Origin of the sequence: Streptomyces sp. NPDC005955 (assembly GCF_042871255.1) — a bacterium.
GTDB lineage: Bacteria > Actinomycetota > Actinomycetes > Streptomycetales > Streptomycetaceae > Streptomyces.
Genome location: NZ_JBIAIF010000001.1, coordinates 719,845 through 742,593 on the forward strand (window position 1 = coordinate 719,845; position 22,749 = coordinate 742,593).

The 22,749-nt window shown below is 72.7% G+C and carries 18 protein-coding genes and 2 pseudogenes; 17 read left to right on the top strand and 3 right to left on the bottom strand.

Annotation, left to right across the window (positions count from 1 at the left end; translation table 11 throughout):
• Positions 1-107 precede the first annotated feature (107 nt).
• The gene (locus tag ACFYOU_RS03060; protein ID WP_391303090.1) at positions 108-2,021 is read right to left on the bottom strand and encodes a PQQ-binding-like beta-propeller repeat protein; all 1,914 of its coding nucleotides are present in this window, start codon (positions 2,019-2,021) and stop codon (positions 108-110) included.
• Between the two features lie 260 nt (positions 2,022-2,281).
• Positions 2,282-4,111, bottom strand: coding sequence for an ABC-F family ATP-binding cassette domain-containing protein (locus tag ACFYOU_RS03065; protein ID WP_389762096.1), 1,830 nt, complete (start codon positions 4,109-4,111; stop codon positions 2,282-2,284).
• A gap of 174 nt (positions 4,112-4,285) precedes the next feature.
• On the opposite strand from ACFYOU_RS03065, the gene ACFYOU_RS03070 reads away from it, so the two are divergent.
• Both ACFYOU_RS03070 and ACFYOU_RS03075 read left to right on the top strand, forming a co-directional pair.
• A complete protein-coding gene (locus ACFYOU_RS03070) occupies positions 4,286-4,654 on the top strand; it encodes a hypothetical protein (protein ID WP_391303093.1) in 369 nt (122 codons plus the stop codon).
• Positions 4,651-5,313, top strand: a pseudogene (locus ACFYOU_RS03075) (nucleotidyl transferase AbiEii/AbiGii toxin family protein). Before ACFYOU_RS03070 ends, ACFYOU_RS03075 begins: the two are co-directional and overlap by 4 nt.
• A 70-nt stretch (positions 5,314-5,383) precedes the next feature.
• Here the strand turns inward: ACFYOU_RS03075 and ACFYOU_RS03080 are convergent.
• Positions 5,384-7,126: a phospholipid carrier-dependent glycosyltransferase gene (locus ACFYOU_RS03080; RefSeq protein WP_391303095.1), complete on the bottom strand. Its 1,743-nt coding sequence runs from the start codon at positions 7,124-7,126 to the stop codon at positions 5,384-5,386.
• Between the two features lie 145 nt (positions 7,127-7,271).
• Here ACFYOU_RS03080 and rsmI point away from each other — a divergent pair, with 145 nt between their 5' ends.
• The 15 genes and pseudogenes from rsmI (at position 7,272) to ACFYOU_RS03155 (ending at position 22,624) form a co-directional block, all read left to right on the top strand.
• Positions 7,272-8,120 carry a 16S rRNA (cytidine(1402)-2'-O)-methyltransferase gene (gene rsmI, locus ACFYOU_RS03085; RefSeq protein ID WP_389762202.1) on the top strand — a complete coding sequence of 283 codons (849 nt, stop codon included), beginning with the start codon at positions 7,272-7,274 and terminating at the stop codon, positions 8,118-8,120.
• Between the two features lie 224 nt (positions 8,121-8,344).
• Positions 8,345-8,767, top strand: coding sequence for a hypothetical protein (locus ACFYOU_RS03090; protein WP_391303097.1), 423 nt, complete (start codon positions 8,345-8,347; stop codon positions 8,765-8,767).
• 92 nt (positions 8,768-8,859) lie between these two features.
• Positions 8,860-9,777 (top strand): TatD family hydrolase, encoded by a 918-nt coding sequence (locus tag ACFYOU_RS03095; protein ID WP_391303098.1) that lies wholly within the window; start codon positions 8,860-8,862, stop codon positions 9,775-9,777.
• A 66-nt stretch (positions 9,778-9,843) separates the two neighbouring features.
• A complete protein-coding gene (gene rsmA, locus ACFYOU_RS03100) occupies positions 9,844-10,734 on the top strand; it encodes a 16S rRNA (adenine(1518)-N(6)/adenine(1519)-N(6))-dimethyltransferase RsmA (protein ID WP_391303100.1) in 891 nt (296 codons plus the stop codon).
• On the top strand, positions 10,731-11,657 hold the full coding sequence (locus ACFYOU_RS03105; protein ID WP_391303102.1) for a 4-(cytidine 5'-diphospho)-2-C-methyl-D-erythritol kinase: 927 nt from the start codon (positions 10,731-10,733) through the stop codon (positions 11,655-11,657). Before rsmA ends, ACFYOU_RS03105 begins: the two co-directional genes overlap by 4 nt.
• A gap of 28 nt (positions 11,658-11,685) precedes the next feature.
• Positions 11,686-11,994, top strand: coding sequence for a hypothetical protein (locus tag ACFYOU_RS03110; protein WP_391303104.1), 309 nt, complete (start codon positions 11,686-11,688; stop codon positions 11,992-11,994).
• Positions 11,995-12,518: 524 nt separating this feature from the next.
• Positions 12,519-12,812: pseudogene (locus ACFYOU_RS03115) on the top strand (GNAT family N-acetyltransferase); the annotation flags it as partial.
• Positions 12,813-12,865: 53 nt separating this feature from the next.
• Entirely contained in the window at positions 12,866-14,233 is a 1,368-nt protein-coding gene (locus ACFYOU_RS03120) for an acyltransferase family protein (RefSeq protein ID WP_391303106.1), read from the top strand.
• A gap of 153 nt (positions 14,234-14,386) precedes the next feature.
• Complete coding sequence (locus ACFYOU_RS03125) at positions 14,387-16,006, top strand: penicillin-binding transpeptidase domain-containing protein (RefSeq protein ID WP_391303108.1); 1,620 nt, start codon at positions 14,387-14,389, stop codon at positions 16,004-16,006.
• A gap of 207 nt (positions 16,007-16,213) precedes the next feature.
• Entirely contained in the window at positions 16,214-17,941 is a 1,728-nt protein-coding gene (locus ACFYOU_RS03130) for a penicillin-binding transpeptidase domain-containing protein (protein ID WP_391303110.1), read from the top strand.
• Between the two features lie 76 nt (positions 17,942-18,017).
• Positions 18,018-18,515: a YbaK/EbsC family protein gene (locus tag ACFYOU_RS03135; protein WP_391303112.1), complete on the top strand. Its 498-nt coding sequence runs from the start codon at positions 18,018-18,020 to the stop codon at positions 18,513-18,515.
• Entirely contained in the window at positions 18,512-19,351 is an 840-nt protein-coding gene (locus tag ACFYOU_RS03140; RefSeq protein ID WP_389762122.1) for an EamA family transporter, read from the top strand. Before ACFYOU_RS03135 ends, ACFYOU_RS03140 begins: the two co-directional genes overlap by 4 nt.
• A gap of 90 nt (positions 19,352-19,441) precedes the next feature.
• Positions 19,442-20,719 carry a helix-turn-helix domain-containing protein gene (locus tag ACFYOU_RS03145; protein WP_391303114.1) on the top strand — a complete coding sequence of 426 codons (1,278 nt, stop codon included), beginning with the start codon at positions 19,442-19,444 and terminating at the stop codon, positions 20,717-20,719.
• 10 nt (positions 20,720-20,729) lie between these two features.
• A complete protein-coding gene (locus ACFYOU_RS03150) occupies positions 20,730-21,977 on the top strand; it encodes a helix-turn-helix domain-containing protein (RefSeq protein ID WP_391303116.1) in 1,248 nt (415 codons plus the stop codon).
• A gap of 335 nt (positions 21,978-22,312) precedes the next feature.
• Complete coding sequence (locus ACFYOU_RS03155) at positions 22,313-22,624, top strand: hypothetical protein (RefSeq protein WP_391303118.1); 312 nt, start codon at positions 22,313-22,315, stop codon at positions 22,622-22,624.
• The last annotated feature ends 125 nt before the right edge of the window (positions 22,625-22,749 follow it).

Genomic DNA, 22,749 nt, shown 5'->3' on the forward strand with positions numbered 1-22,749 from the left:
GACGTGTCTACCTCGGGAGACTCGGAGTACGGAACTGCGGGGAGTACGGGACTACGGAGTACGGACTGCAGACCCACGGGCCGGCCGGCGAGCCGGTCGGCCGGCGGTCAGGGCCCGAAGGCCATCATCAGCTTCTGCTCCGCATTGCTCTTCGTGTTCGTCAGCATGGTGGTGGAGATGTAGAAGCGACCGTCCTGGTACGCGATCGCCTTCGCGTAGAAGGTGCGCTCCAGGGCCGCGGCGCCCGCGGGGTTCTGGAGCAGCTTCTTCGGGGTGCCGCCGCCCACCGGGGTCGCGGTGACGACGCCGCCCGCCTCGTAGGTCGGCTTCTCGTACGAGAGGACCGAGCCGCCCTCGACGCGCAGCGGGAGCAGGGACCGTCCGGCGCCGGTGGACTTGGCGCGCCACTTCTCCTTGCCGGTGTTCAGGTTGACGGCGATGAGTTCGTTCGTGCCGTTCTTCACCTTGCTCGGCAGGTAGAGCGTGTTGGCGTCCGCGGCGACCCCGGTGCAGCTCTGCAACGCACGGTCCAGGCTGGCCCAGCCGCAGTCCGGCTCGGGGGCCTCGTTCAGGGAGACCTGGGAACGCACCGTGCCCGAACCGTTCTTGAGCGCGGTGACGTTCCACTGCTTCTTGGCGTCGTTGGACAGGTAGAGCACCACCGGGTCCAGGGAGAACACCCGGGAGATCCGCCAGCCCTTGGGGAACCGCTTCGTCCACTGCGCCTTGCCGGTGGCCGGGTCGAGTTGCCGCAGCTCGTCGTGCTCGTCGTCGCCGCCCGGATCGCAGGAGGCCACGGAGAGCAGCTTGCTGCCGCCGGTGAACGCGGCCGGGTAGCAGTCGGTGCCGTACTTCTCCACGGTGAACCGCTGCTTGCCGCTGTCCACGTCGTACCCCACACCGGACGACTGCCGGCCGACCACCAGGGTGTCGCCGACCAGGTGGAGCGAGGAGGTGAGGGCGCTGTCGAACAGGTCGCCGTCGGAGACCTTCTTCGTCCAGCCCTTCGCCCCGGTCTTCAGGTCGATCTGCTGGAGCTGGTTGCACTTGGCGCGGTCGCTGACGCCGCTCATGTGGGCGACGACGACCTTGCCGTCGCCGCTCGCCTCCTTGGTGACCGAACAGACCTTGAACGGCAGGTCCACCGTCCACCGGGACGCGCCGTCGTCCGCGTCGTAGCCGACGACCTGCTTGTACGCGGCCTTGGCGACGAGGTCCCCGAGCACCCACATGCCCGGGGCGTCCGCGCCGGAGCCGGGCACCTTCGGGGCGGGTCGGTACCAGAGCACCCGGGAGTCGCCGTCCTTGCGGTCGGCGTTCAGCTCCTCGACGCCCACGCTGCCGCCGGCCCCGTCGCCGCCGTTGCCGCTGCCGTCGCCCTGGTCGACGGAGGCCGAGGCGCTCGGCTTCGGCGCGGTGCTGGGGCCCGCGACGGGGTCCTTCTTGACGGGGTCGTCCTTCTGGTCGTCACCGCCGTTGAGGGCGATGACGGCGCCACCGGCCACGACGACCAGGGCGACCGCCCCGGCGACGACGATGCCGGTCCTGCCGCGGAACGGGTTGCGCTTCCCCGGCGCCGGGGGCTGCGGCGCCGCCGGGTAGGAGACCGTGGGCGGCTGCTGCCCGTACGGCCCCTGGGGGTGCGTCGGTTGTCCGTAGGGCCCCGGCTGCTGGGCGTAGGGCCCCGACGGTTGACCGTACGGACCGGGCTGCTGACCGTACGGGCCCGGCTGCCCGTAGGGCCCCGGCTGCGCACCGGGCTGCTGGCCGTACGGACCGGACGGCCCGCCGTAGGGTCCGGGCTGCTGACCGTAAGGAGCGGACGACCCGCCGTACGGACCGGGCTGCGGGTACGGGCCCGGCTGGGGTGCGGCCGCACCGGGCGGCGGGGCCTGCGGGTAGCCGTACCCGGGTGCCGGCGAGGTGGGCGGGCCCGCCGGGGACGGCGGCGACGCGGGCTGGCCGGAATCGTTCGGTGCCGCACCCTCGGTGGGCATGCGGTCGTCGGGCGGCTGACTCATCAGCGCTCCCCCTTCACTGATTTGCTGCGCGCCTGGCGGTACGTGAACGCGCGTACGCGTTCTGGTCTCGGGGGCCCTTTCTATCACCACGCCACCCGGCGCTCCCGGCGTGTACAGGTCCTGTGCCCAAGGGCGGACGGCCCTGTGATCCCCCTGTTACGCCCCCTTCACGCCCCCTGCGCAGCCCGTGCATCCAGAGGACCGCAACGGCCGCGCGGTGAGCGGGACGGCGACCGGAGGGCCCGGCCGCCATGGCGCGATCACGCCGGTTCGGCCTCGTCGGCGAGCTCCAGCCACCGTGCTTCGAGGTCCTCGCGCTCCGCGACCAGCGCGCGCAGTTCGGCGTCGAGCGTGGCGACCTTCTCGAAGTCGGTGGCGTGCTCCGCGATCCGCTCGTGCAGCCCGGTTTCCTTGCCGGAGATCCGGTCGATCTGCCGCTCGATCCGCTGGAGTTCCTTCTGCGCCGCCCTCGTCTCGGCGGACGAACGCCCCTTCGGCGCCGCGGCGGCGGGTGCGGCGGCGGCCGGGGCGGACGTCGACTGGGCGGCGGACGACGCCATCCGCTCGCGCCGCTCCAGGTACTCGTCGATGCCGCGGGGCAACATCCGCAGCGCACGGTCGCCGAGCAGTGCGTACACCCGGTCGGTGGTCCGCTCCACGAAGAACCGGTCGTGCGAGATCACGACCATCGAGCCGGGCCAGCCGTCGAGCAGGTCCTCCAGCTGGGTCAGCGTCTCGATGTCCAGGTCGTTGGTGGGCTCGTCGAGGAAGAGGACGTTCGGCTCGTCCATCAGCAGCCGCAGCAGTTGGAGCCGTCGCCGCTCGCCGCCGGAGAGGTCCCCGACCGGCGTCCACTGCTTCTCCTTGCCGAAGCCGAAGGTCTCGCAGAGCTGGCCCGCGGTCATCTCCCGGCCCTTGCCGAGGTCGACCCGCTCCCGCACCTGCTGGACGGCCTCCAGGACCCGCAGCGTCGGGGCGAGTTCGGAGACCTCCTGCGAGAGGTACGCGAGGCGCACCGTCTTGCCGACGGTGATCCGCCCGGCGGCCGGCTGGGCCTCGCCCTGGGTGCGGGACGCCTCGGCGAGGGCCCGCAGCAGCGAGGTCTTGCCGGCGCCGTTGACGCCGACGAGGGCGAACCGGTCGCCGGGGCCGAGCTGCCAGGTGATGTGCTGGAGCAGGGTCTTGGGCCCGGCCTGGACGGTGACGTCCTCCAACTCGAAGACGGTCTTGCCCAGCCGGGAGCTGGCGAACTTCATCAGCTCGGAGGTGTCCCGGGGCGGCGGCACGTCCTTGATCAGCTCATTGGCCGCCTCGACGCGGAACCGGGGCTTGGAGGTGCGGGCCGGGGCGCCCCGGCGCAGCCAGGCGAGCTCCTTGCGGACGAGGTTCTGCCGCTTGACCTCCTCCGTGGCGGCGATGCGCTCCCGCTCGGCGCGGGCGAACACGTAGTCGGAGTAGCCGCCCTCGTACTCGTGGACCTTGCCCCGTTGCACGTCCCACATCCGGGTGCACACCTGGTCCAGGAACCACCGGTCGTGGGTGACGCACACCAGCGCGGAGCGGCGGGCCCGCAGATGGGCCGCGAGCCAGGCGATGCCCTCGACGTCGAGGTGGTTGGTCGGCTCGTCGAGGACGATCAGGTCCTGCTCCTCGATGAGCAGCTTGGCGAGCGCCACCCGGCGGCGTTCACCGCCGGAGAGCGGCGCGATGACGGTGTCCAGGCCCTGCGGGAAGCCGGGCAGGTCCAGCCCGCCGAAGAGCCCGGTCAGCACGTCGCGGATCTTGGCGTTGCCGGCCCACTGGTGGTCGGCGAGGTCGCCGATGACCTCGTGCCGGACGGTGGCGGTCGGGTCGAGGGAGTCGTGCTGGGTGAGCACGCCCAGGCTCAGCCCGCCGCTGTGGGTGACCCGGCCGGTGTCGGCCTCCTCCAGCTTGGCGAGCATCCGCACGAGGGTCGTCTTGCCGTCCCCGTTGCGGCCGACGACGCCGATCCGGTCGCCCTCGCTGACGCCGAGCGACACCCCGTCGAGCAGGGCACGGGTGCCGTACACCTTGCCGACGGACTCGACACTGACGAGGTTGACTGCCATGGGGCTCCTGCCGCGGGGATGGACCGGCCCTCCAGCCTAGTCGGCCCGCCCACCTCCCCCTCCCGGGGCGCCGGGACCCCGCCCCGCCCCCGGCCGGCGCCACCGCCCCGGGCCGTCACGACGGGTCCGCCTCACTGCCGTGCAGTGTCACCGGGACGGGCCATAATTGGGAGCATGGCCCAGGCTTCCCCTCCCCCGCAGTTGCCGCCCGCCGCCGAGGTGCTGCGCGCCCGCTACGCCGGACGGCTTCCCACCTGCCTGGACGAGCTCACCGGCCCCGCGAACGGCCCCGTCGACCTGCCGCTCCACGTCGTCTGGTCAGGGCTGCGCTCGTTCGACCTCGACCGCCCCCGGTCCTGCATGAGCCTCTACCGCGCCGTCCTCGCCGAAGGCCAGCACGACGACCTCGTGCGCTTCCTCAACCGCGACCTCCTGCTCAGCCAGTGGCCGGTGCTGCGCACGCTGATCAGCCGTACGGTCCGCGACGTGTGGGAATCCGCCTTCACCGACCTCACCCCCGGCACCGCCGCGGCCTCCGCGTGAACCTCAGCCCCCTCCACCGTCGGCTCCTCGCCGACGTGCTCGCCATCGGCAGCCCCTACCCGCTGGTGGTGACCGGCGGATACGCGGTGCAGGCCCACGGCTTGGTCGAACGCCTCAGCCAGGATCTCGACGTCGCCACCGAGAACCCCGCCCCCATGGCCGACATCACGCACACCGTCGTCGAGGGGCTCACCCGCCGGGGCTGGTCCGTGCGCCTCATCGGAGCGGACCCGCTCTCCGGTCGCCTCATCGCTGGTGACCCGGTCACCGGCGAGGAGTGCGAGGTCGACATCCTCAAGGAAGCCTTCTGGGCGCCCCCGACCTAGACCGCGATCGGTCCCGTCCTGTCTCTGGACGACGTGATCGGCACGAAGGTCCGCGCACTGGCCGACCGGGGTGCCGTCCGCGACCTCATCGACGTCCACGCGGCCTCACGCCACCGCACCACGGCCGATCTCGAAACCCTCGGCCGCCGCCATGCCCGCATCGCCTTCGACCTCCACGACCTGCGCGACCGTCTCACCGGGACCGACTGGTACGAGGACGAGGAGTTCACCGCCTACGGCCTCACGCCCGACCGGACCGCTGCTCTCCGTGCCTGGGCACTGGCCTGGGCGACCGACCTCGCTGGCCGCCTCCACCGGGAAGAAGACCTCTGATCACGGACCCATCCGCCCGGGCGGGCCGACGGTTGCACGCCGCCGGTCGCCCGGATGTCCTGACCGGTGGCTAGATCCAGGTGTCGAGCCACATGCGGGCGCGCCAGGAGTCGATGGAGATGGGCTGGCCGGTGTAGATGGGCCAGAAGTAGATGAAGTTCCACGCGATGAGCAGGACGATGACGCCCGCGCCCGCCGCGCCCGCCGTGCGGCGCAGTTCCGTCGACCCCTTGGGGCCGAGCAGCGCGCCGACCAGCATCGCCACCGCGAGGCACAGGAACGGCACGAAGACGACCGCGTAGAAGTAGAAGATCGTCCGCTCCTGGTACAGGAACCAGGGCAGGTACCCGGCCGCGACCCCGCACAGGATCGCGCCGGCCCGCCAGTCGCGGCGCAGCAGCCACCGCCACAGCACGTACAGCAGCGCGAAGCAGGCCGTCCACCACAGCATGGGGGTGCCCAGGGCGAGCACCTCGTTGGCGCACTTGTCGACGGTGTCGACGGGGCAGCCGTCGACACCGGGCGCGGACGGCTCGTAGTAGTACGAGACGGGGCGCCCGGTGACGATCCAGCTCCACGGGTTCGACTCGTAGCGGTGCGGCGAGTCGAGGGCCTTGTGGAAGGCGAGGACCTCGGCCTCGTAGTGCCACAGGCTGCGCGCCCAGTCCGGCACCCAGCCCCATGCGGTGTCCTGGCCCCGGGTGATCGCCCAGTCGCGGAAGTAGCCGCCCCGGCCGTTGTCGGGGGACATGATCCACCCGATCCAGGTGCTGAGGTAGGTGACGAGCGCGACGGGCACGGTGGCGAGGAAGGCGGGGCAGACGTCCCGCTTCAGCACCGACAGCCAGGCCCGTTCGGCGCCCGCGACCCGGCGCGCGCCGACGTCCCACAGCACCGACATCAGGGCGAACGCGGCGAGGAAGTAGAGGCCGTTCCACTTGGTCGCCGCGGCGAGGCCCAGGCTGACCCCGGCGGCGATCCGCCAGGGGCGCCAGCCGAGCCGCAGGGTGTCCGCGATCCGGGCGTCGGGCCGGGGCAGTCCGTCCTCGCCGAGCGGCAGCGCGGCGGCCAACCGGGCCCGGGTGCGGTCCCGGTCGATCAGCAGGCAGCCGAACGCGGCCAGGGCGAAGAACATGATGATGAGGTCGAGCAGCGCGGTGCGGCTCATCACGAAGTGCAGGCCGTCGACGGCCATCAGCGCACCGGCCAGGCAACCGAGGAACGTGGAGCGCAGCAGTCGGCGTCCGATGCGGCACAGCATGAACACGGAGAGGGTGCCGAGCACCGCGGTCATGAACCGCCAGCCGTACGGGTCGAACCCGAACATCCATTCGCCGACGCCGATGAGGTACTTGCCGAGCGGCGGGTGCACGACGTACGCGGCGCCCTCGGGCAGGGTGATCGAGGAGCCCTGTTCGAGCACCTGTTCGTTGATGTTCTTCGCCGGCCAGTTCAGCTCGAACCCGCGGTGGATGATCGCCCAGGCGTCCTTGGCGTAGTACGTCTCGTCGAATATCACGTCCTTCGGGCTGCCCAGCTGCCAGAACCGGAGCAGACCGGCGACGACGGCCACCACCAGCGGACCCAGCCAGGACGACCAGCGCAACAGTGGACCCACCGCCCGGACGGGCACCCTGAGCACCGTCCACAGCCGGGGGCCGGGCTCGGCGTACGGGGGCACCAGCTGGCCGCGGAGGTCGCCCCGGGGGCGCGGATTGTGACCGAAGCGGCGCAGGCGGTGCCGCCAGGCCGGGGGGTGCGGTGCGGCGGGCTGGTCCTGCCGGGTGTCCGTCGAGGACGCGGTACTCGTCACCGCGCCATCGTAGGGAACGGCTCCGTACGCCGCCGCCCCCGCACCCGTCCGTCGGGGGGCGCGTTCCCCGACGGGGGCGCCGGGGCGCCGGTACGGGCCGGGGCCGGGGAGCCGGGAGTGCTGGGAGACTGGAAGGGTGACTGATGTGGGTGGGACTCTCGTACTGGCCGGAACTCCGATCGGGGACCTCGCGGACGCCCCGCCGCGACTGGCCGCGGAGCTGTCGGCGGCGGACCTGGTGGCCGCCGAGGACACCCGCCGGCTGCGGCGGCTCGCCCAGGGCCTCGACGTCCAGGTGACGGCGCGCGTCGTGTCGTACTTCGAGGGCAACGAGAGCGCCCGGACGAAGGAACTCGTCCAGGCCCTGGTGGGCGGGGCGCGGGTGCTGCTGGTGACCGACGCGGGCATGCCCTCGGTGTCCGACCCGGGGTACCGGCTGGTCGCCGCGGCCGTGGAGCACGGCATCCGGGTCACCGCCGTACCGGGCCCCTCCGCGGTGCTGACGGCGCTGGCCCTGTCGGGGCTGCCGGTGGACCGGTTCTGCTTCGAGGGGTTCCCGCCGCGCAAGCAGGGCGAGCGGCTGGCCCGGTTGCGGGAGGTCGAGCGGGAGCGGCGCACCCTCGTGTACTTCGAGTCCCCGCACCGGCTCGCCGACACGCTCGCCGCGATGGCGGAGGTCTTCGGGGCCGAGCGGCGCGCCGCGGTCTGCCGCGAGCTGACCAAGACGTACGAGGAGATCAAGCGCGGGCCGCTGGCCGAGCTGGCGACCTGGGCGGCCGACGGGGTGCGCGGCGAGATCACCGTCGTGGTCGAGGGCGCCCCGGAGCCGGGCCCCGCGGACCTGAGCCCCGAGGAACTGGTGCGCCGGGTCCGGGACCGGGAGGAAGCGGGCGAACGGCGCAAGGAGGCCATCGCCGCGGTCGCCGCCGACGCCGGCGTGCCCAAGCGCGAGGTGTTCGACGCCGTGGTGGCGGCAAAGAACGCGCCTCGGTGAGCGCCAAGCCCGGGCAAAGGACTACCGTGGAAGGCAAAGCCGGGCCCGCTCACCGGCCCCTCGGGGCAGGAGCAGACCAAATCGGCGCCAACACTCGACAGCCCTGATGCGTCCGGGCCGGCCGAGGCGTCCACTGGGGTGAGGAGGACGTACCCGTCCCCCCACGCCGTCGGGGCAGCATCCCGCGCTCGACGGCGCTTGTCCGCAGGACAAGAGGAGCTGGCATGAGTGAGATCGCAGGGACCGGTCACCCCCGTGCGGCGGCCACCGTCGTCCACGAGTCGTACGCCTTCGCCTGCATGCGGTGCGGGCACGGCTGGGAACAGTCGTACGAGATCGAGCACCACATCGACGCGGCGGGCCACGCGTACGTGACCTACCTGGCGGACGGACAGCGGGTGCCGTCGCCGCTGAGCCGCCCGACCTGCCTGAACTGCGGGGCGCACCTGGTCCGCATCATGCGGGCCGGACAGGTGTCGTCCGTGCAGGACCTGCTGCGCCACCCGCAGCCGATCGTCCACCGGCGCAAGCACGAGGACGGCCCGGAGGCCGAGGGGGCCCCGGAGGCCGACGCCGCGCACCGGCCGCACCACCACTGGCGCTTCTCCCACCTCCTGCACCCGTTCCACCGTCGGGACGCCGGCTGAGGCCGCGGACCGCCGGCCCCGCCGGACGTTCCCGGTCCTCCCGGTGTTTCCGGCGTTCCGGGTGGGGCCGACGGGGTTCGTAGGATCGAGTCATGTCCTCGACCTCGAAGTCCGCCGACGGCGCCCGCCGCGCCAGCCGTGACCGTGCCGACCAGGAGGCGCCGCCGCTGCCCGCGCCGCTGTCCGTCCCGGTCGCCGACTCGCACACCCACCTCGACATGCAGACGGACTCGGTCGCCGAGTCGCTGGCGAAGGCGGCCTCCGTGGGCGTGACCACGGTCGTGCAGGTGGGCTGCGACCTGGCGGGGTCCCGGTGGGCGGCCGAGACGGCGGCGGCCCACCCCTCCGTGCACGCGACGGTGGCCCTGCACCCGAACGAGGCCCCCCGCATCGTGCTCGGCGACCCCGACGGCTGGTCCCGGCAGGACGCCCGCCCGGCCGGCGGCGACGGCGCCCTGGACGCGGCGCTCGCCACGATCGACGAGCTGGCGGCGCTCCCCCAGGTCAAGGGGGTCGGCGAGACGGGGCTCGACCACTTCCGCACCGGCCCCGAGGGGCGGGCCGCACAGGAACGCTCGTTCCGCGCGCACATCGAGATCGCCAAACGGCACGGCAAGGCCCTGGTGATCCACGACCGGGACGCCCACGAGGACGTGCTGCGCGTACTGAAGGAGGAGGGCGCCCCCGAGCGCACCGTCTTCCACTGCTTCTCCGGCGACGCGGAGATGGCCGAGGTGTGCGCCCGGCACGGTTACTACCTGTCCTTCGCCGGCAACGTCACCTTCAAGAACGCGCAGCCGCTGCGGGACGCCCTCGCAGTGGCCCCGCCGGAACTGGTGCTGGTGGAGACCGACGCGCCGTTCCTCACCCCGGCCCCGTACCGGGGACGCCCGGGCGCCCCGTACCTGATCCCCGTCACGCTGCGGGCGATGGCCGAGGTGAAGGGGATGACCGAGGACGCCCTGGCGACGGCCGTCGCCGCGAACACGGCCCGCGCCTTCGGGTACTGACCGCGCCCGGGGCGGCAACGGTGCGTGTGGTCGGGGTCGCCGGCCCGGGGACCGTACCCTTGACCGGTGAGCAGCACCGACCCCGACCCGCTCCTGGGCCCCGCCGACATCCGTGAGCTGGCGACGGCGCTCGGCGTGAAGCCGACCAAGCAGCGCGGCCAGAACTTCGTCATCGACGCCAACACCGTGCGCCGCATCGTCCGCACGGCCGAGGTGCGCCCCGAGGACCGGGTGGTCGAGGTGGGGCCGGGACTCGGCTCCCTCACCCTCGCGCTGCTGGAGGTCGCCGAGCACGTCACGGCCGTCGAGATCGACGACACGCTGGCGGGGGCGCTGCCGGCGACCGTCGCGGCCCGGCTGCCGCAGCGGGCGGACCGCTTCTCCCTCGTCCACCAGGACGCCATGCGGGTCACCGAGCTCCCCGGCCCCCCGCCGACCGCACTGGTCGCGAACCTGCCCTACAACGTCGCCGTGCCGGTGCTGCTGCACATGCTGGAGACGTTCCCCAGCATCGAACGGACCCTGGTGATGGTGCAGGCCGAGGTCGCCGACCGACTGGCCGCCGGGCCCGGGTCGAAGGTGTACGGGGTGCCGTCCGTGAAGGCCAACTGGTACGCGGAGGTCAAGCGGGCCGGGTCGATCGGCCGCACCGTGTTCTGGCCCGCGCCCAACGTCGACAGCGGACTGGTCTCCCTGGTCCGGCGCACCGAACCGCTGGCCACGACCGCCAGCCGGCAGGAGGTCTTCCGGGTGGTGGACGCGGCGTTCGCGCAGCGCCGCAAGACCCTGCGGGCGGCGCTCGCCGGCTGGGCCGGGTCCGCGGCGGCGGCCGAGGCGGCGCTGGTGGCCGCCGGGGTCTCCCCGCAGGCGCGGGGCGAGTCGCTGAGCGTCGAGGAGTTCGCCCGGATCGCCGAGAACGCCGTACCCGTCGCCACGGAGGAGGACCCGGCCCGATGACCGTGGACAGCACGCGCACGGCGGTGACCGTGCGGGTTCCCGCCAAGGTGAACGTCCAGCTCGCGGTGGGCGCGGCCCGACCCGACGGGTTCCACGACCTCGCCAACGTCTTCCTCGCCGTCGGCCTGTACGACGAGGTCACCGTCACGCCCGCCGACGGCCTGAGGATCACCTGCTCCGGGCCGGACGCCGGCGAGGTGCCGCTGGACCGCTCCAACCTGGCGGCCCGGGCGGCTCAGCTCCTCGCCGCGCGGTACGGGCGCGGCCCCGAGGTCGGCGTCCACATCCACATCGACAAGGACATCCCGGTGGCCGGCGGCATGGCCGGCGGCAGCGCCGACGCGGCGGGCGCGCTGGTCGCCTGCGACGCGCTGTGGGGCACCGGGGCGAGCCGGGACGAGCTGCTGGCGCTCTGCGCGGAACTCGGCAGTGACGTGCCGTTCAGCCTGGTCGGCGGGGCGGCGCTCGGCACGGGGCGCGGGGAGCGGCTGCGGCCCCTGGAGGTCGGCGGGACCTTCCACTGGGTGTTCGCGGCGGCCGAGGGCGGGCTGTCGACGCCCGCGGTGTACCGCGAGTTCGACCGGCTCACCGCGGGGACGGAGGTGCCCGTGCCGCAGGCCGCGCCCGAGTTGCTGGACGCGCTGTGGCAGGGCGACGCGGTGGCCCTCGCCGGGGCGTTGACCAATGACCTCCAGCCCGCGGCGCTGTCCCTGTTCCCGTCGCTGGCGCGGACCCTCGCGGTGGGCCGCGGGGCGGGGGCGCTCGCCGGGATCGTGTCCGGGTCCGGTCCCACGACGGCGTTCCTCGTCGCGGACGAGGACGCGGGGGGTGCGGTGGCTGCGGCGCTCCGGGCGAGTGGGCTGTGCCGCGCGGTTCGGGTCACCGGTTCCCCCGCGGACGGGGCGACGGTCCTCCCTCGCTAGCCCTTCGGGCCCCTGGGATACTCCCGGGATGCCCACTTGGATAACCCCGCGGCGCTTAGGCGCCACCGCCGTCCTGTACGCCGTGTTCGTCGGCGGTTGGTACCTCGGCCAGCCGCTCCCCCACGTCGGCTGCGGCGACTCCGATCCGCCGAGCGCGTCCGACCGGCCTGCGCGGGTCGGGGAGCCCGGCGACTTCTCCGGTGACGTTTCCCGGCTGGCCGGCCAGTTGGAAGACGTCGCCACGGTCCAGGTCGTCGACGTGTCGGTCGTCGTGCCGTGTGACGGGTCCGCGGATCGTCCTCGGCTGGTGGCCTGGGTGATGGGCGATTTGCGCTGAGTCGTACCGCCCGCGCAGTTCCCCGCGACCCCTTCGGTACGTTCCCCTGCGGCTGCGCTGCCCTGCGCGGGCGCGTCGTGGTTGCCCGCGCCGTTCCCCGCGCCCCTTCGGTGCGCTCCACTGCGGGTGCGCTGTCCTGCGCGGGTGCGCTGTCCGCTGCTCGGGCCGGTCGTCCACTGCGGGTGCGTCGTGGTTGCCCGCGCCGTTCCCCGCGCCCCTTCGGTGCGCTCCACTGCGAGTGCGCTGTCCTGCGCGGGTGCGGTGTCCTGTGCGGGTGCGGGTGCGGTGGCTGGTGTCTGGGGCGGGTGTTTCCCGTGGGGCGGACGACGGCGTCGAGGAGCGCCCCGATCAAGGGGCGCGGGGAACTGCGCAAAAGCGGGACGCACCCCCGCAGGACAGCGCACCCCCAGGTGGACGTACCCGGATAGGGGCGCGGGGAACTGCGCAAAAGCGGGACGCACCCCGCAGAGCAGCGCACCCCGAGATGAACGTACCGACAGGGGCGCGGGCGCGCCTTCGCGGGCTTCGGCCCCGCCGAACACGCCCCGCACTGCGCCGAGATCAACACCCTGTACGCACACCCCGACGTGTGGGGCACCGGCATCGGCCGGAACCTGCTCGCAGCGACCGTGACCGCGATGCACCGCGCCGCGTACACGGACGCCACGCTGTGGGTCCTCGCCGACAACACCCGGGCCCGCCGTTTCTACGAGGCGGCGGGCTGGCGCTTCGACGGGACCACCACCCAGGACCACGACGGTGGCGCCGTCCTCGACAAGCTGCGGTACGGCCGGCCCCTGGCGGGTACTCAGGAGTGAACTGAGTACCCGCACCCTGTCGTTCGGGGTCCGGGGCGAGCGAGCGTACGGACATGGGAACGCGTCTTCGAGAAGCGGAACGACTGGCCGGTGCGACCCCGGCGCACCGGGACCGTTACATGGACCTGCTGCGCGTCGCCTCGCTGGGCGTCGTGGTCCTCGGGCACTGGCTGATGGCCGCCGTCACGGTCGACGCCGACGGAGCGGCCCGGGTCGGGAACCTCCTCGCCGAGGTCCCCCGCGCCCAGATCCTCACCTGGGTGTTCCAGGTGATGCCGGTGTTCTTCTTCGTGGGCGGCTTCGCGCACGCCCTGTCGTACCGCTCGCTGGTGCGCCGGCACCCGGGCACGCCCCCGTACGCCGGATTCCTGCGGGCGCGGCTGCGTCGACTGCTGCGCCCCACCATGGTGTTCGTGCTGGTCTGGGGCGCGGTGGCGCTCGGCCTCGCGCTCGCGGGCGCGGACGACGCCCGGCTGGACGCCGCCCTGCGGCTGGTGACCCAGCCCCTGTGGTTCGTCGGGATCTACCTCGCCATGGCCGCCCTCACTCCCCCGCTGCTGCGGGCCCACGAGCGCTGGGGCTGGGGCGCGTTCCTCGCGCTGGCCGGTGCGGCGGCCCTGGTGGACGTGGCGCGACTGGCGCTGGGCGTGCCGTACGTGGAGTTCCTGAACTTCGCGTTCGTCTGGCTGGCCGTCCACCAACTCGGTTTCCTGCGCGCCGACGGGGCGCTGCGCCGCCCGCCGCTGCTCGCGGGGGCGGGACTGCTCGGCGCGGCGGTGTCGGTGGCGCTCGGCCCGTACCCGTTGTCGATGGTGGGGATGCCCGGCGAGCGGATCTCCAACATGGCCCCGCCGACCCTGGCCCTGTTGTGCCACGGGCTGTGGCTGGTCGGCGCGGTGGAGTCGCTGCGGTCCCCCGCGGCCCGGCTGCTGGCCCGGCCACGGGTCTGGCGGGGCGTGGTGGTGGCCGGCGGGTTCTCGATGACCGCGTTCCTGTGGCACCTGACGGCGATGCTCGGCGTGTACGGGGTGCTGTTCGCGTGGGACGTGCCGCTGCCGGAACCGGCGTCCGGCGTCTGGTGGGCGCAGGTGCCGCTGCGGCTGGGCGCGGCGCTCGCCCTGACGGTGCTGCTGGTGGCGGTGTTCAGCCGCTTCGAACGTCCCGCTCCGGGTGGGCCGGTGGGCGGCGGACGGGGTGCCGGGGCGGTCGCGGCGACGGGGGTGACGTTGGCCCTGTTCGGTGTCCTCGGGCTGTCGATGGTGGGCTTCGCCGACCTCCTGGAGGGGCACGGCGCCGTGCTGGTCGCCGTGCGGGTGACGGCGCCCACGGCGGTCGCCCTGGCCGTCGCGGGCTGGCTGTTGGTGGAGCGGGCGGGCTCCCCCTTCCGGCGAACGTCCGGCGCCCGGAGCGGACCGGGGTGAGCGACCTCGCGCGCGCCCCCCGAACGCCGCGTCGCCCCTCGCCGCGCCTCTTCTGTCACACCGTGCACGTGCGCCCTTTACTCTGGGCCACGACAGGGCCGAAGCACGGTTTGCACACTGCTCCAAGAGCGGGCGACCCAGGGAGAGGACGGCATGCGCAACGGAGCGAAGGCGGCGATCATCGGCGGGGTGTTCGCCGCCATGGTCGGCGGCGCGGCCTACGGTGGCTACGTACTCGTCGACGAACTGGGCTTCGGTTCCGATGCGGAGCCGAAGAAGTCCGGCCCCCCCTCGGCCGCGGAGGTCCGCACGGCGACGGAGGCGTTCTTCGCCGCCTGGGAGAAGGGCGACACCAACGCCGCGGCCCAGGCCACCAACAACGCGGCCGAGGCCCGGCCGGTGTTCATCGGCTACAAGGACGCGGCCGGCCTCACCGACGTGGAGATCACGCCCGAGGCGGCGCGCGGTGCCACCGTTCCGTACTCGGTGCGGGCCACCGTCACCCACGAGGGTCTGAGCGAACCGGTCGCCTACGAGTCCTCGCTGACCGTCGTCCGCGGCGTGACCACCGGACGGCCCCTCGTCGACTGGAAGCCGTCGGTGGTGCACCCGAAGCTGAAGGAGAAGGACGACGCCCTGGTCACCGGCAAGGCGTCCACCCCCTCGGTGCAGGCCGTCGACCGGGACGGAAAGGTGCTGGACAGCAAGAAGTACCCCTCGCTGGCGCCGGTCCTCACCCAACTGCGGGGCGTCTACGGGGAGCGGGCGGGCGGCACGCCCGGGGTGGAGCTGGCCGTGCGGCACGCCGGGGACGTACCGGACACCCCGCTCGTCACCCTCTCCGAGGGCCAGCCGGGCAAACTGCCGACGACCCTCAGCGCCCGGGCCCAGGCGGCGGCCGAGAAGGCGGTGCTCCGCTACCCCGAGTCGTCGGTGGTGGCGGTGCGCCCCAGCACGGGCGAGGTGCTGGCCGTGGCCAACCACCGCCGCGACGAGTTCAACGCCGCGTTCCAGGGCGAATTGGCGCCCGGGTCCACGATGAAGATCGTGACGGCCGCCATGCTGATCGAGAGCGGCGTGGTGACGGCGGACGGCGCCGCCCCCTGCCCCGACACCGCGGTGTGGCAGAGCCAGACGTTCAAGAACATCACGGGTCTCGCGCCGAACACCTCCGCCGACTTCACCAACAGCTTCCAGCGCTCGTGCAACACCGCGTTCATCAAGCTCATCGACGAGGAGCCGGTGACCGACGAGTCGCTGACCCGCACCGCCGAGGACAAGTTCGGTCTGGGCCGTGACGACTGGCGGACGGGCATCGCGTCCTTCGACGGTCGGGTGCCCGTCTCCACCGGCCCCGAGCGGGCGGCCAACGCCATCGGGCAGGGACGCGTGCAGATGAGCCCGCTGACGATGGCCTCGGTGACCGCGACGGCGATGACCGGCTCGTTCCGTCAGCCGTACCTCGTCGCGAAGTCCCTGGACGACCGGGAGTTCGCGAGGGCCGAGGGGCTCGCGCCGGACACCGTCGCCCAGTTGCGGCAGATGATGGCGGCGACCGCGCGGGTGGGCAGCGGAGCCGGGGCGATGCGCGGGCTCAGCGGGGACATCGGCGCGAAGACCGGCTCCGCCGAGGTGGACCGACAGGCGACGGCGAACAGTTGGTTCGTCGGGTACCGGGGGGACGTGGCCGCCGCTGCCGTGGCCCAACAGGGCGGCCGCGGCAGCGACTCGGCCGGACCGATCGTGGCGGACGTCCTGCGCAACGGGAGTTGAGGCCCCGGGCGGCCCCGACCGCGGACGGACGCCGCCCGGCGATCGGCCCGACGCAAACGCCACGAACCGGAACCGTACGGGCGTCGCAGGTCTCCTCACCTGTGGGGTGTGCGTGCGGGCACGCCCCCGGAGCGTTCTAGGCTGAGGCCGGAACGGCCGCGGGACCCTGCGGGTTCGCGGGCACCGCGGGGGAACAACGGAGGACGTGTGGGCAAGAGAAGGCGCGCCGAGCGCCCGAAGACGCGGCCGGCCCTGCTGGGCGGGGTGCTCGTGGTGGTCGTGGGCGGGGCGGGCCTGGGGGCCTGGGCGCTGTCCGGCGGCGACGGGGACGGGGCCGCGGCGAAGCCGAAGATACCCACCGGGCCGCCGACCGCGGCCGAGGTGTCCCGGGTGGGCGACGCGTTCCTCGCGGCCTGGCGCGGCGGCCGGACCGCGGAGGCGGCGGCCCTCACCGACGACGTGCCGGCCGCCCGGGCCGCCCTGACCGGTTTCACCAAGGACGCCAAGGTCAGTGCCGTGACCCTGACGCCCGACACCCCCGCGCAGACACCCGGCACCGAGACGCCCGCCGCCCGCGCGGACGCCCGCTTCCCGTTCGCGGTCAAGGCGACCGTCACCCACGCGGGGCAGAGCAAGCCCCTGGAGTACGCGTCCGCGCTGACCGTGGTGCGCCGCGCCTCCGACGGCAAGCCGCTCGTCGACTGGAAGCCGTCCGTGGTGCACCCGGACCTGCACCCCGGCGACCGGTTGGTGACCGGGGAGTCGGGCACCCCGCCGATCAAGGCCGTCGACCGCTCCGGCCGGGAACTCACCGTCAAGGACCACCCGTCGCTGGGGGGCGTCCTGGACGCACTGCGCGAGCGCTACGGGAAGAAGGCCGGCGGCAAGGGGGGCGTGGAACTCCGGGTGGTCCGCGCCGGGGCGAAGCAGGACGGCGCGCAGCGCACGGACGCCGGGACCGGGCGCAAGAAGGCCGACCAGGCCCCCGACAAGACCCTGTTGACCCTGACGGAGGGCACCCCGGGGACCCTGCGCACCACCATCGACGCCACGGTGCAGGCCGCCGCCGAGCGGGAGACCGCCAAGCGCAAGCAGGCGTCGGTGGTGCTGCTCAAGCCGAGCACCGGCGAGATACTCGCGGTCGCCAACTCCCGTCCGGAGGGCTTCAACACCGCGTTCCAGGGTTCGCTGGCCCCCGGCTCCACCATGAAGATCGTCTCCGCGGCGCTGCTGCTGGAGAAGGACCTCGCGGGCATGGACAAGAAGCACCCGTGCCCCAAGTACGCGTCCTACGGCGGCTGGAAGTTCCAGAACCTGGAGAAGTTCCAGATCAAGAAGGGCACGTTCCGCGCGAGCTTCGCCGCCTCGTGCAACACCGCCTTCATCACCCAGTCCAAGAAGCTGAAGGACGACGACCTCACCCGGCACGCCCGGGACGTCTTCGGACTCGGCCGCAACGACTGGACGATCGGGGTGCCCACCTTCGACGGGGCGGTGCCCGTGCAGCAGGACGCGTCCAAGGCCGCCTCGCTCATCGGGCAGGGCGGGGTGCGGGCCAACCCGTTGAACATGGCGAGCGTGGTGGCCACCGCGAAGACGGGCACCTTCGAGCAGCCCTACCTGGTGTCGCCCGAGGTGGACGACCGCAAGCTGGCGTCGGCGCCCCGCAAGCTCGACGGCGACGCCCAGCGCCAGTTGCGGGAACTGCTGCGGTACACCGCGACGTCCGGGTCCGCGGCGAAGCCGATGGCCGGACTCGGCTCGGACGTGGGGGCGAAGACGGGCTCGGCCGAGGTCGACGGCCAGAAGAAGCCGAACGGCTGGTTCACCGCCTGGCGCGGTGACGTGGCGGGGGCGGCCGTCGTCCAGGAGGGCGGCCGGGGCGGCTCCTCGGCGGGTCCCCTGGTGGCGAAGCTGCTCAAGTCCACGGGCTGAGCCACCGACCCGCCGGGGCGCCCGGGGCGCGGTGCCCATCGTCTGCGGCGTACACGGATTGCTACGGTGAGTCGCTATGACTACCCAACCGCCCCTGGCGCACCCCCGGTTCATCGAGGCGATCGACGAGCTGGGGCTGTCCCACCTCGCGCCGGAGGTCCGCCGCTTCCCGGAGGCGACGCCCAGCGCACAGGAGGCGGCCGCGGCGATCGGCTGCGCCCTGTCGCAGATCTGCAAGTCGCTGGTCTTCGTCGCCGACGGGGTTCCCGTCCTGGTGCTGGTCGACGGGGCGTCCCGGGTCGACGTGGAGCGGGTGCGCACCGAGTTGGGCGCCGACGCGGTCACCCGGGCCCGCGCCGACCTGGTGCGCGAGACCACCGGGTACGCGATCGGCGGGGTCCCCCCGTTCGGGCACCGCACCCGCACCCGGGTCCTCGCCGACCGCGCACTGCTCGACCACGACACGGTGTGGGCGGCGGCGGGCACCCCGTACGCGGTGTTCCCGCTGGACCCCGGTGCGCTGGTGAAACACGCGGGGGCCACCGTGGTGGACGTGCGCGAACAGTCCCGGTGACCCCCCTGGTCGCGGCGGCCGTCCTGCTCGCCGCGGTCACCCACGCGTCCTGGAACGCCATCGCGCACCGCATCACCGACAAGCTCGTCGGCTTCACCGTGATATCCGGCGGCGGGGCCCTGATCGGCCTCGCCCTCGCCCCCTTCGTCCCGCTGCCCGCCGCCGGAGCCTGGCCGTACCTGGCGGTGTCGGCGGTCCTCCACGTCGCGTACTACGTCCTGTTGATGCGGTCGTTCCAACTCGGCGACTTCGGGCAGGCGTACCCGATCGCCCGGGGCAGCGCACCCCTGGTGGTGACGGTGCTGGCGGCGGTGTTCGCCGACGAGTACCCGGACGCCTGGCAGGGCGCCGGCATCGCGGTCGCCTGCGCGGGACTGTCCGGGGTGGCCCTGTGGGGGCTGCGCGGCAGCCGCCCGGACTGGCCCGCGATCCTCGCCGCGCTCGCCACCGGCGTGTCCATCGCCTCGTACACCGTCGTGGACGGACTCGGCGTCCGGGCGTCCGGTACGACCCCCGGGTACCTGGCCTGGCTGATGATCCTGGAAGGGTTCGCCGTCCCGCTGTACGCCCTGTGGCGCTGGCGGGGCGGCTTCGCCGAGCGGCTGCGGCCCAGCCTGTGGATCGGCCTCCTGGGCGCTGCGCTGTCCGTCGCCGCGTACGCCCTGGTGCTGTGGGCGCAGACCCGGGCCGCCCTCGCCCCCGTCGCCGCGCTGCGGGAGTCCAGCATCCTCGTCGGGGCGGCGATCGGCGCGGTGCTCTTCAAGGAACGGTTCGGCGCGGTACGGGTGGTCGCGGCGGCGCTGCTGACGGTGGGCATCGGGTTGATGCTGACGTGAGCGGGGGCGCCGCACGCCCCGTCGGGACGGACGCCGTCACCGTTTCGACGGGAGTACCGTTCTGAGTGACCGTGGCAGAACGGAGTCAGCATGTCTCACCCCACCGACGGTCACATCGGCGCACGGATCGCCGACTACCGGAAGCTGCGCCACCTCACACAGACGGGCCTGGCGCAGCGCGCCTTCGTCTCCCGGGGCACGATCGCCAAGGTGGAGGCCGGGCTCACCCCGGCAACGCCAGCCGTCGTTGCCGCCGTGGCACGGGCTCTTGAGGTAGACGTAGCGATCCTCAACGGCCAGCCGTACGTCTCCGAACTCCAGCAGGACCAGCTCGACCGCATGATCTCGCCGCTCTCCGATGCGCTGGACCTGTACGACCTCGGACCGGATCCGGAGATCCGTCCCCGACCCGTTGGCGAGATCGCGGCCGACGTCAAGGAGCTGTGCGCCGGCGCCTGCGCGACGGAGTACAAAGGCGTCGGAACCCGCCTTCCCGGCCTCCTCGGCGAGTTGACGACCGCCGTGGCCCTCCTCCCGCACGGAGCGGAGCGCAGAAGCGCCGAGTCCTCCCTGAGCTGGGCCTACTGGGTGGCCTACGAGTTCGCCTACCGACTGGGCTACCACCACCTCGCGACGATCGCGCTGGAGCGCATGGGCTGGATGGCGGAACAAGCGCAAGACCCCTTGCTGCTCGCCCTCCGCCTGAGCAAACGCAGCAGCATGTTGCTACGGCGAGGGAACAACCAACTGGCGCTGAAGGTGCTGGAACGCGGCCACCAATTGATCGACCAGCACGACGAGACGGAATCCGTCCCGGCGTTGGCGGTGTCGGGAACCCTGCACCTGGCAGGCGCCATCGCGGCAGCTCAGGCGAAGAACGAGGACGCGGTCAGCGGCCAACTGGAGCTGGCTCGCCAGGCGGCCAAGCAGATCGGCCGGGACGTTCCCCGCGTCTACTGGACGTCCTTCGGCGTGACGAACGTGGCGCACTTCGACGTCGCGACGGCCGTCGAGTTGGGGAACCTCGGGGAGGCGATGAAATCCGCCCGCCGACTGCGCTTCCCTGCTGACCACCCCAAGATGCGCATCGGTCGCTACCACATCGAAATGGCCCGGGCCTACGCACAGATGGGCAAAGCCGAGTCTGCCGAAGTGGCTCTCCACCGCGCACGCGAGGTGGCTCCGCAGCAGGCCAGGTACCACCCGCTGATGCGGGAGACCATCGCCGTCCTGGTACGCCGACAACGCCGAGCACCACAGGGTCTCGCCTCGCTCGCCGCATGGGTCGGCACGGACACTTCTCCGACCATCCCCGTGGCGAAACGCGGCAGGCGTACCGTGGTGGGGAACCGTCCACCACACGTGTAAGGCGGGAAGCATGAGCGCACTCGGTGACAACGTCCGCGACAAGCGCTTGGCCGCTGGGCTGACCCAGGAGACGTTGGCACACGCCGCCGGCTTGGCACCCTCCACGGTCGCCAAGTTGGAGCAGGGTGGGAGCGTGCGCATCGAGACGCTCCACAAGCTCGCACGGGCCCTGCACCTGAAGACCTCGGCGTTGATGGCATCGAGTACACCTGAGGCCCTTGGCAGTCGGGAGCCTTCACCAGTCGGGCTGGTCGAGTTGCGGAATGCGCTCACACCACCCGTTGGCCTGGCGGACGGCCTGAGGCCAGAGGCGGCGGAAACCCCAGACTTGGCGTCGCTGCGGCAAGTCGTTCGTGGGGGATCGTCGTCCTACGATGCACTCAGATTCGACCCGGTGGCCGCTCATCTCCCGCAAGTCGTCAGGGATGCGGCCTCGGCGGTGACCCACTTCGACAACGGGCCCGAGTTCACAACGGCCTTGTCGATCCGATCGGAAGCATTGCTCTTGACCGGACGGTACTTGACCGCCGTGCGGCAATTCGACCTCGCCTACCATGCGCTGTCCGGTGCGATTCGCGACGCACGCGCAGTGGACGACACGGACACGGCAGCCACCGCCATCGGCATCATGTCCTGGCTCATGACGCGGCAGGGCCGTTTCGACGACGCCGAACGCCTGGCGATCGAGACCGCGGACCGCATCGAACCTCGCATCTCCCAGGCGACGCCCGCACGGCTGAGTTCCTGGGGCTGGCTGGCGCTGCATGCCGCTGCGGCCGCGGTCCGGAACAACCGGGCGAAGGAGGCTGCGGCGGTCCGACGCATGGCAGCGTCCGCCGCGTCCGCGCTGGGGGGTCAATCCGGCGAGATCACGCGCTACGGCAGGTTCGACGCGACCGTCGTAGCGATGAAGGACCTGGAAGACGAGCTGATCAGGGACGGCGGGGATCCCTACCGGGTCATCGAGGAGTCCACGAGCAAGGCGCCGCTCTCGGACTTCTCCATGCGGGCCGCCGGCGTGCCTGAAACCGACAACGAGTGGAACCGCCATCGCCTGACCACCGCGTCCGCCTACGTGATGGTGGGGGATCACGACAGCGCCGTGGATCGACTGGTCAGCATCGAGTTCAGCAACGCGGATTGGTTGAGGCACCAGCGGCCCGCCCAGGACGTGGTGCGGACCGTCGTCCAAGGGCGCAAGCGGAAGCTCACCAGGGACATGCGCCGCCTGAGCAACCTGATGACGGCCGACGCGTAATTACCGCGTTCCGCGGTAGATGCCGCTCCCACGGGACGGCGCAGCGGATGCGCCTGCTGCCTGGCGTGCAGGCGCGTTCCGCAGAGCTGCGAGAAGTACCACCGTGCGCTCGTGATCCCCGCCTCAGAGCTCTCTAGGGTCGTTGCACTCGCTGTCACAAGAGACCCCCGCGACGGGGCGAACCGTCCGGGGGCGTGGCCATCAGCCTGAGGAGCTGTTGACGTGCCGAAGTGTATCGGTCGGGTTTTCGAGTGCGTGTTGTGGTGGTTACTGCCGCCGTCCGGGCACCGTCGCTACGGTTCTGCCGGCCACGCGGCCGGTGTGGAGGTGCGCCGGTGAGCGGGGAGGGAGGAGCTGCGGTGCGGTTGTTGCCGTGGTCGACGCCGGACGGGAAGCCGTGTTACCTCGCGACCGACAGCGGCAACGGGTACCTGTCGAGGGTCGCGGACCGGATGGAGGCCACACAGCTCGACATGGCCGTCCAGTTGCTCGGCCATGCACGGGCGTTGCTGGGCGATCCGAAGGCGAACGAGCGGGAGTTGCGGTTCGTGGCGACGCGGTTGGTGGAGTCGCTGGACGAGACGCTTCGGGTGGCGCACAGCCGCGGGGGCCGCCTGCACCGACCCGTCGAACCGGTCGACGGGTGAGCGAGACGGACACGGTCCGGGCGGTCCCGTGCGCGGCGTGCGTATTGGCCCGGATCCTGGGCCACCCCTGGTACGCGCACGGCTGCCACGGGGTGACCCGGATCCGCGTGGACGGCCTGCGCATG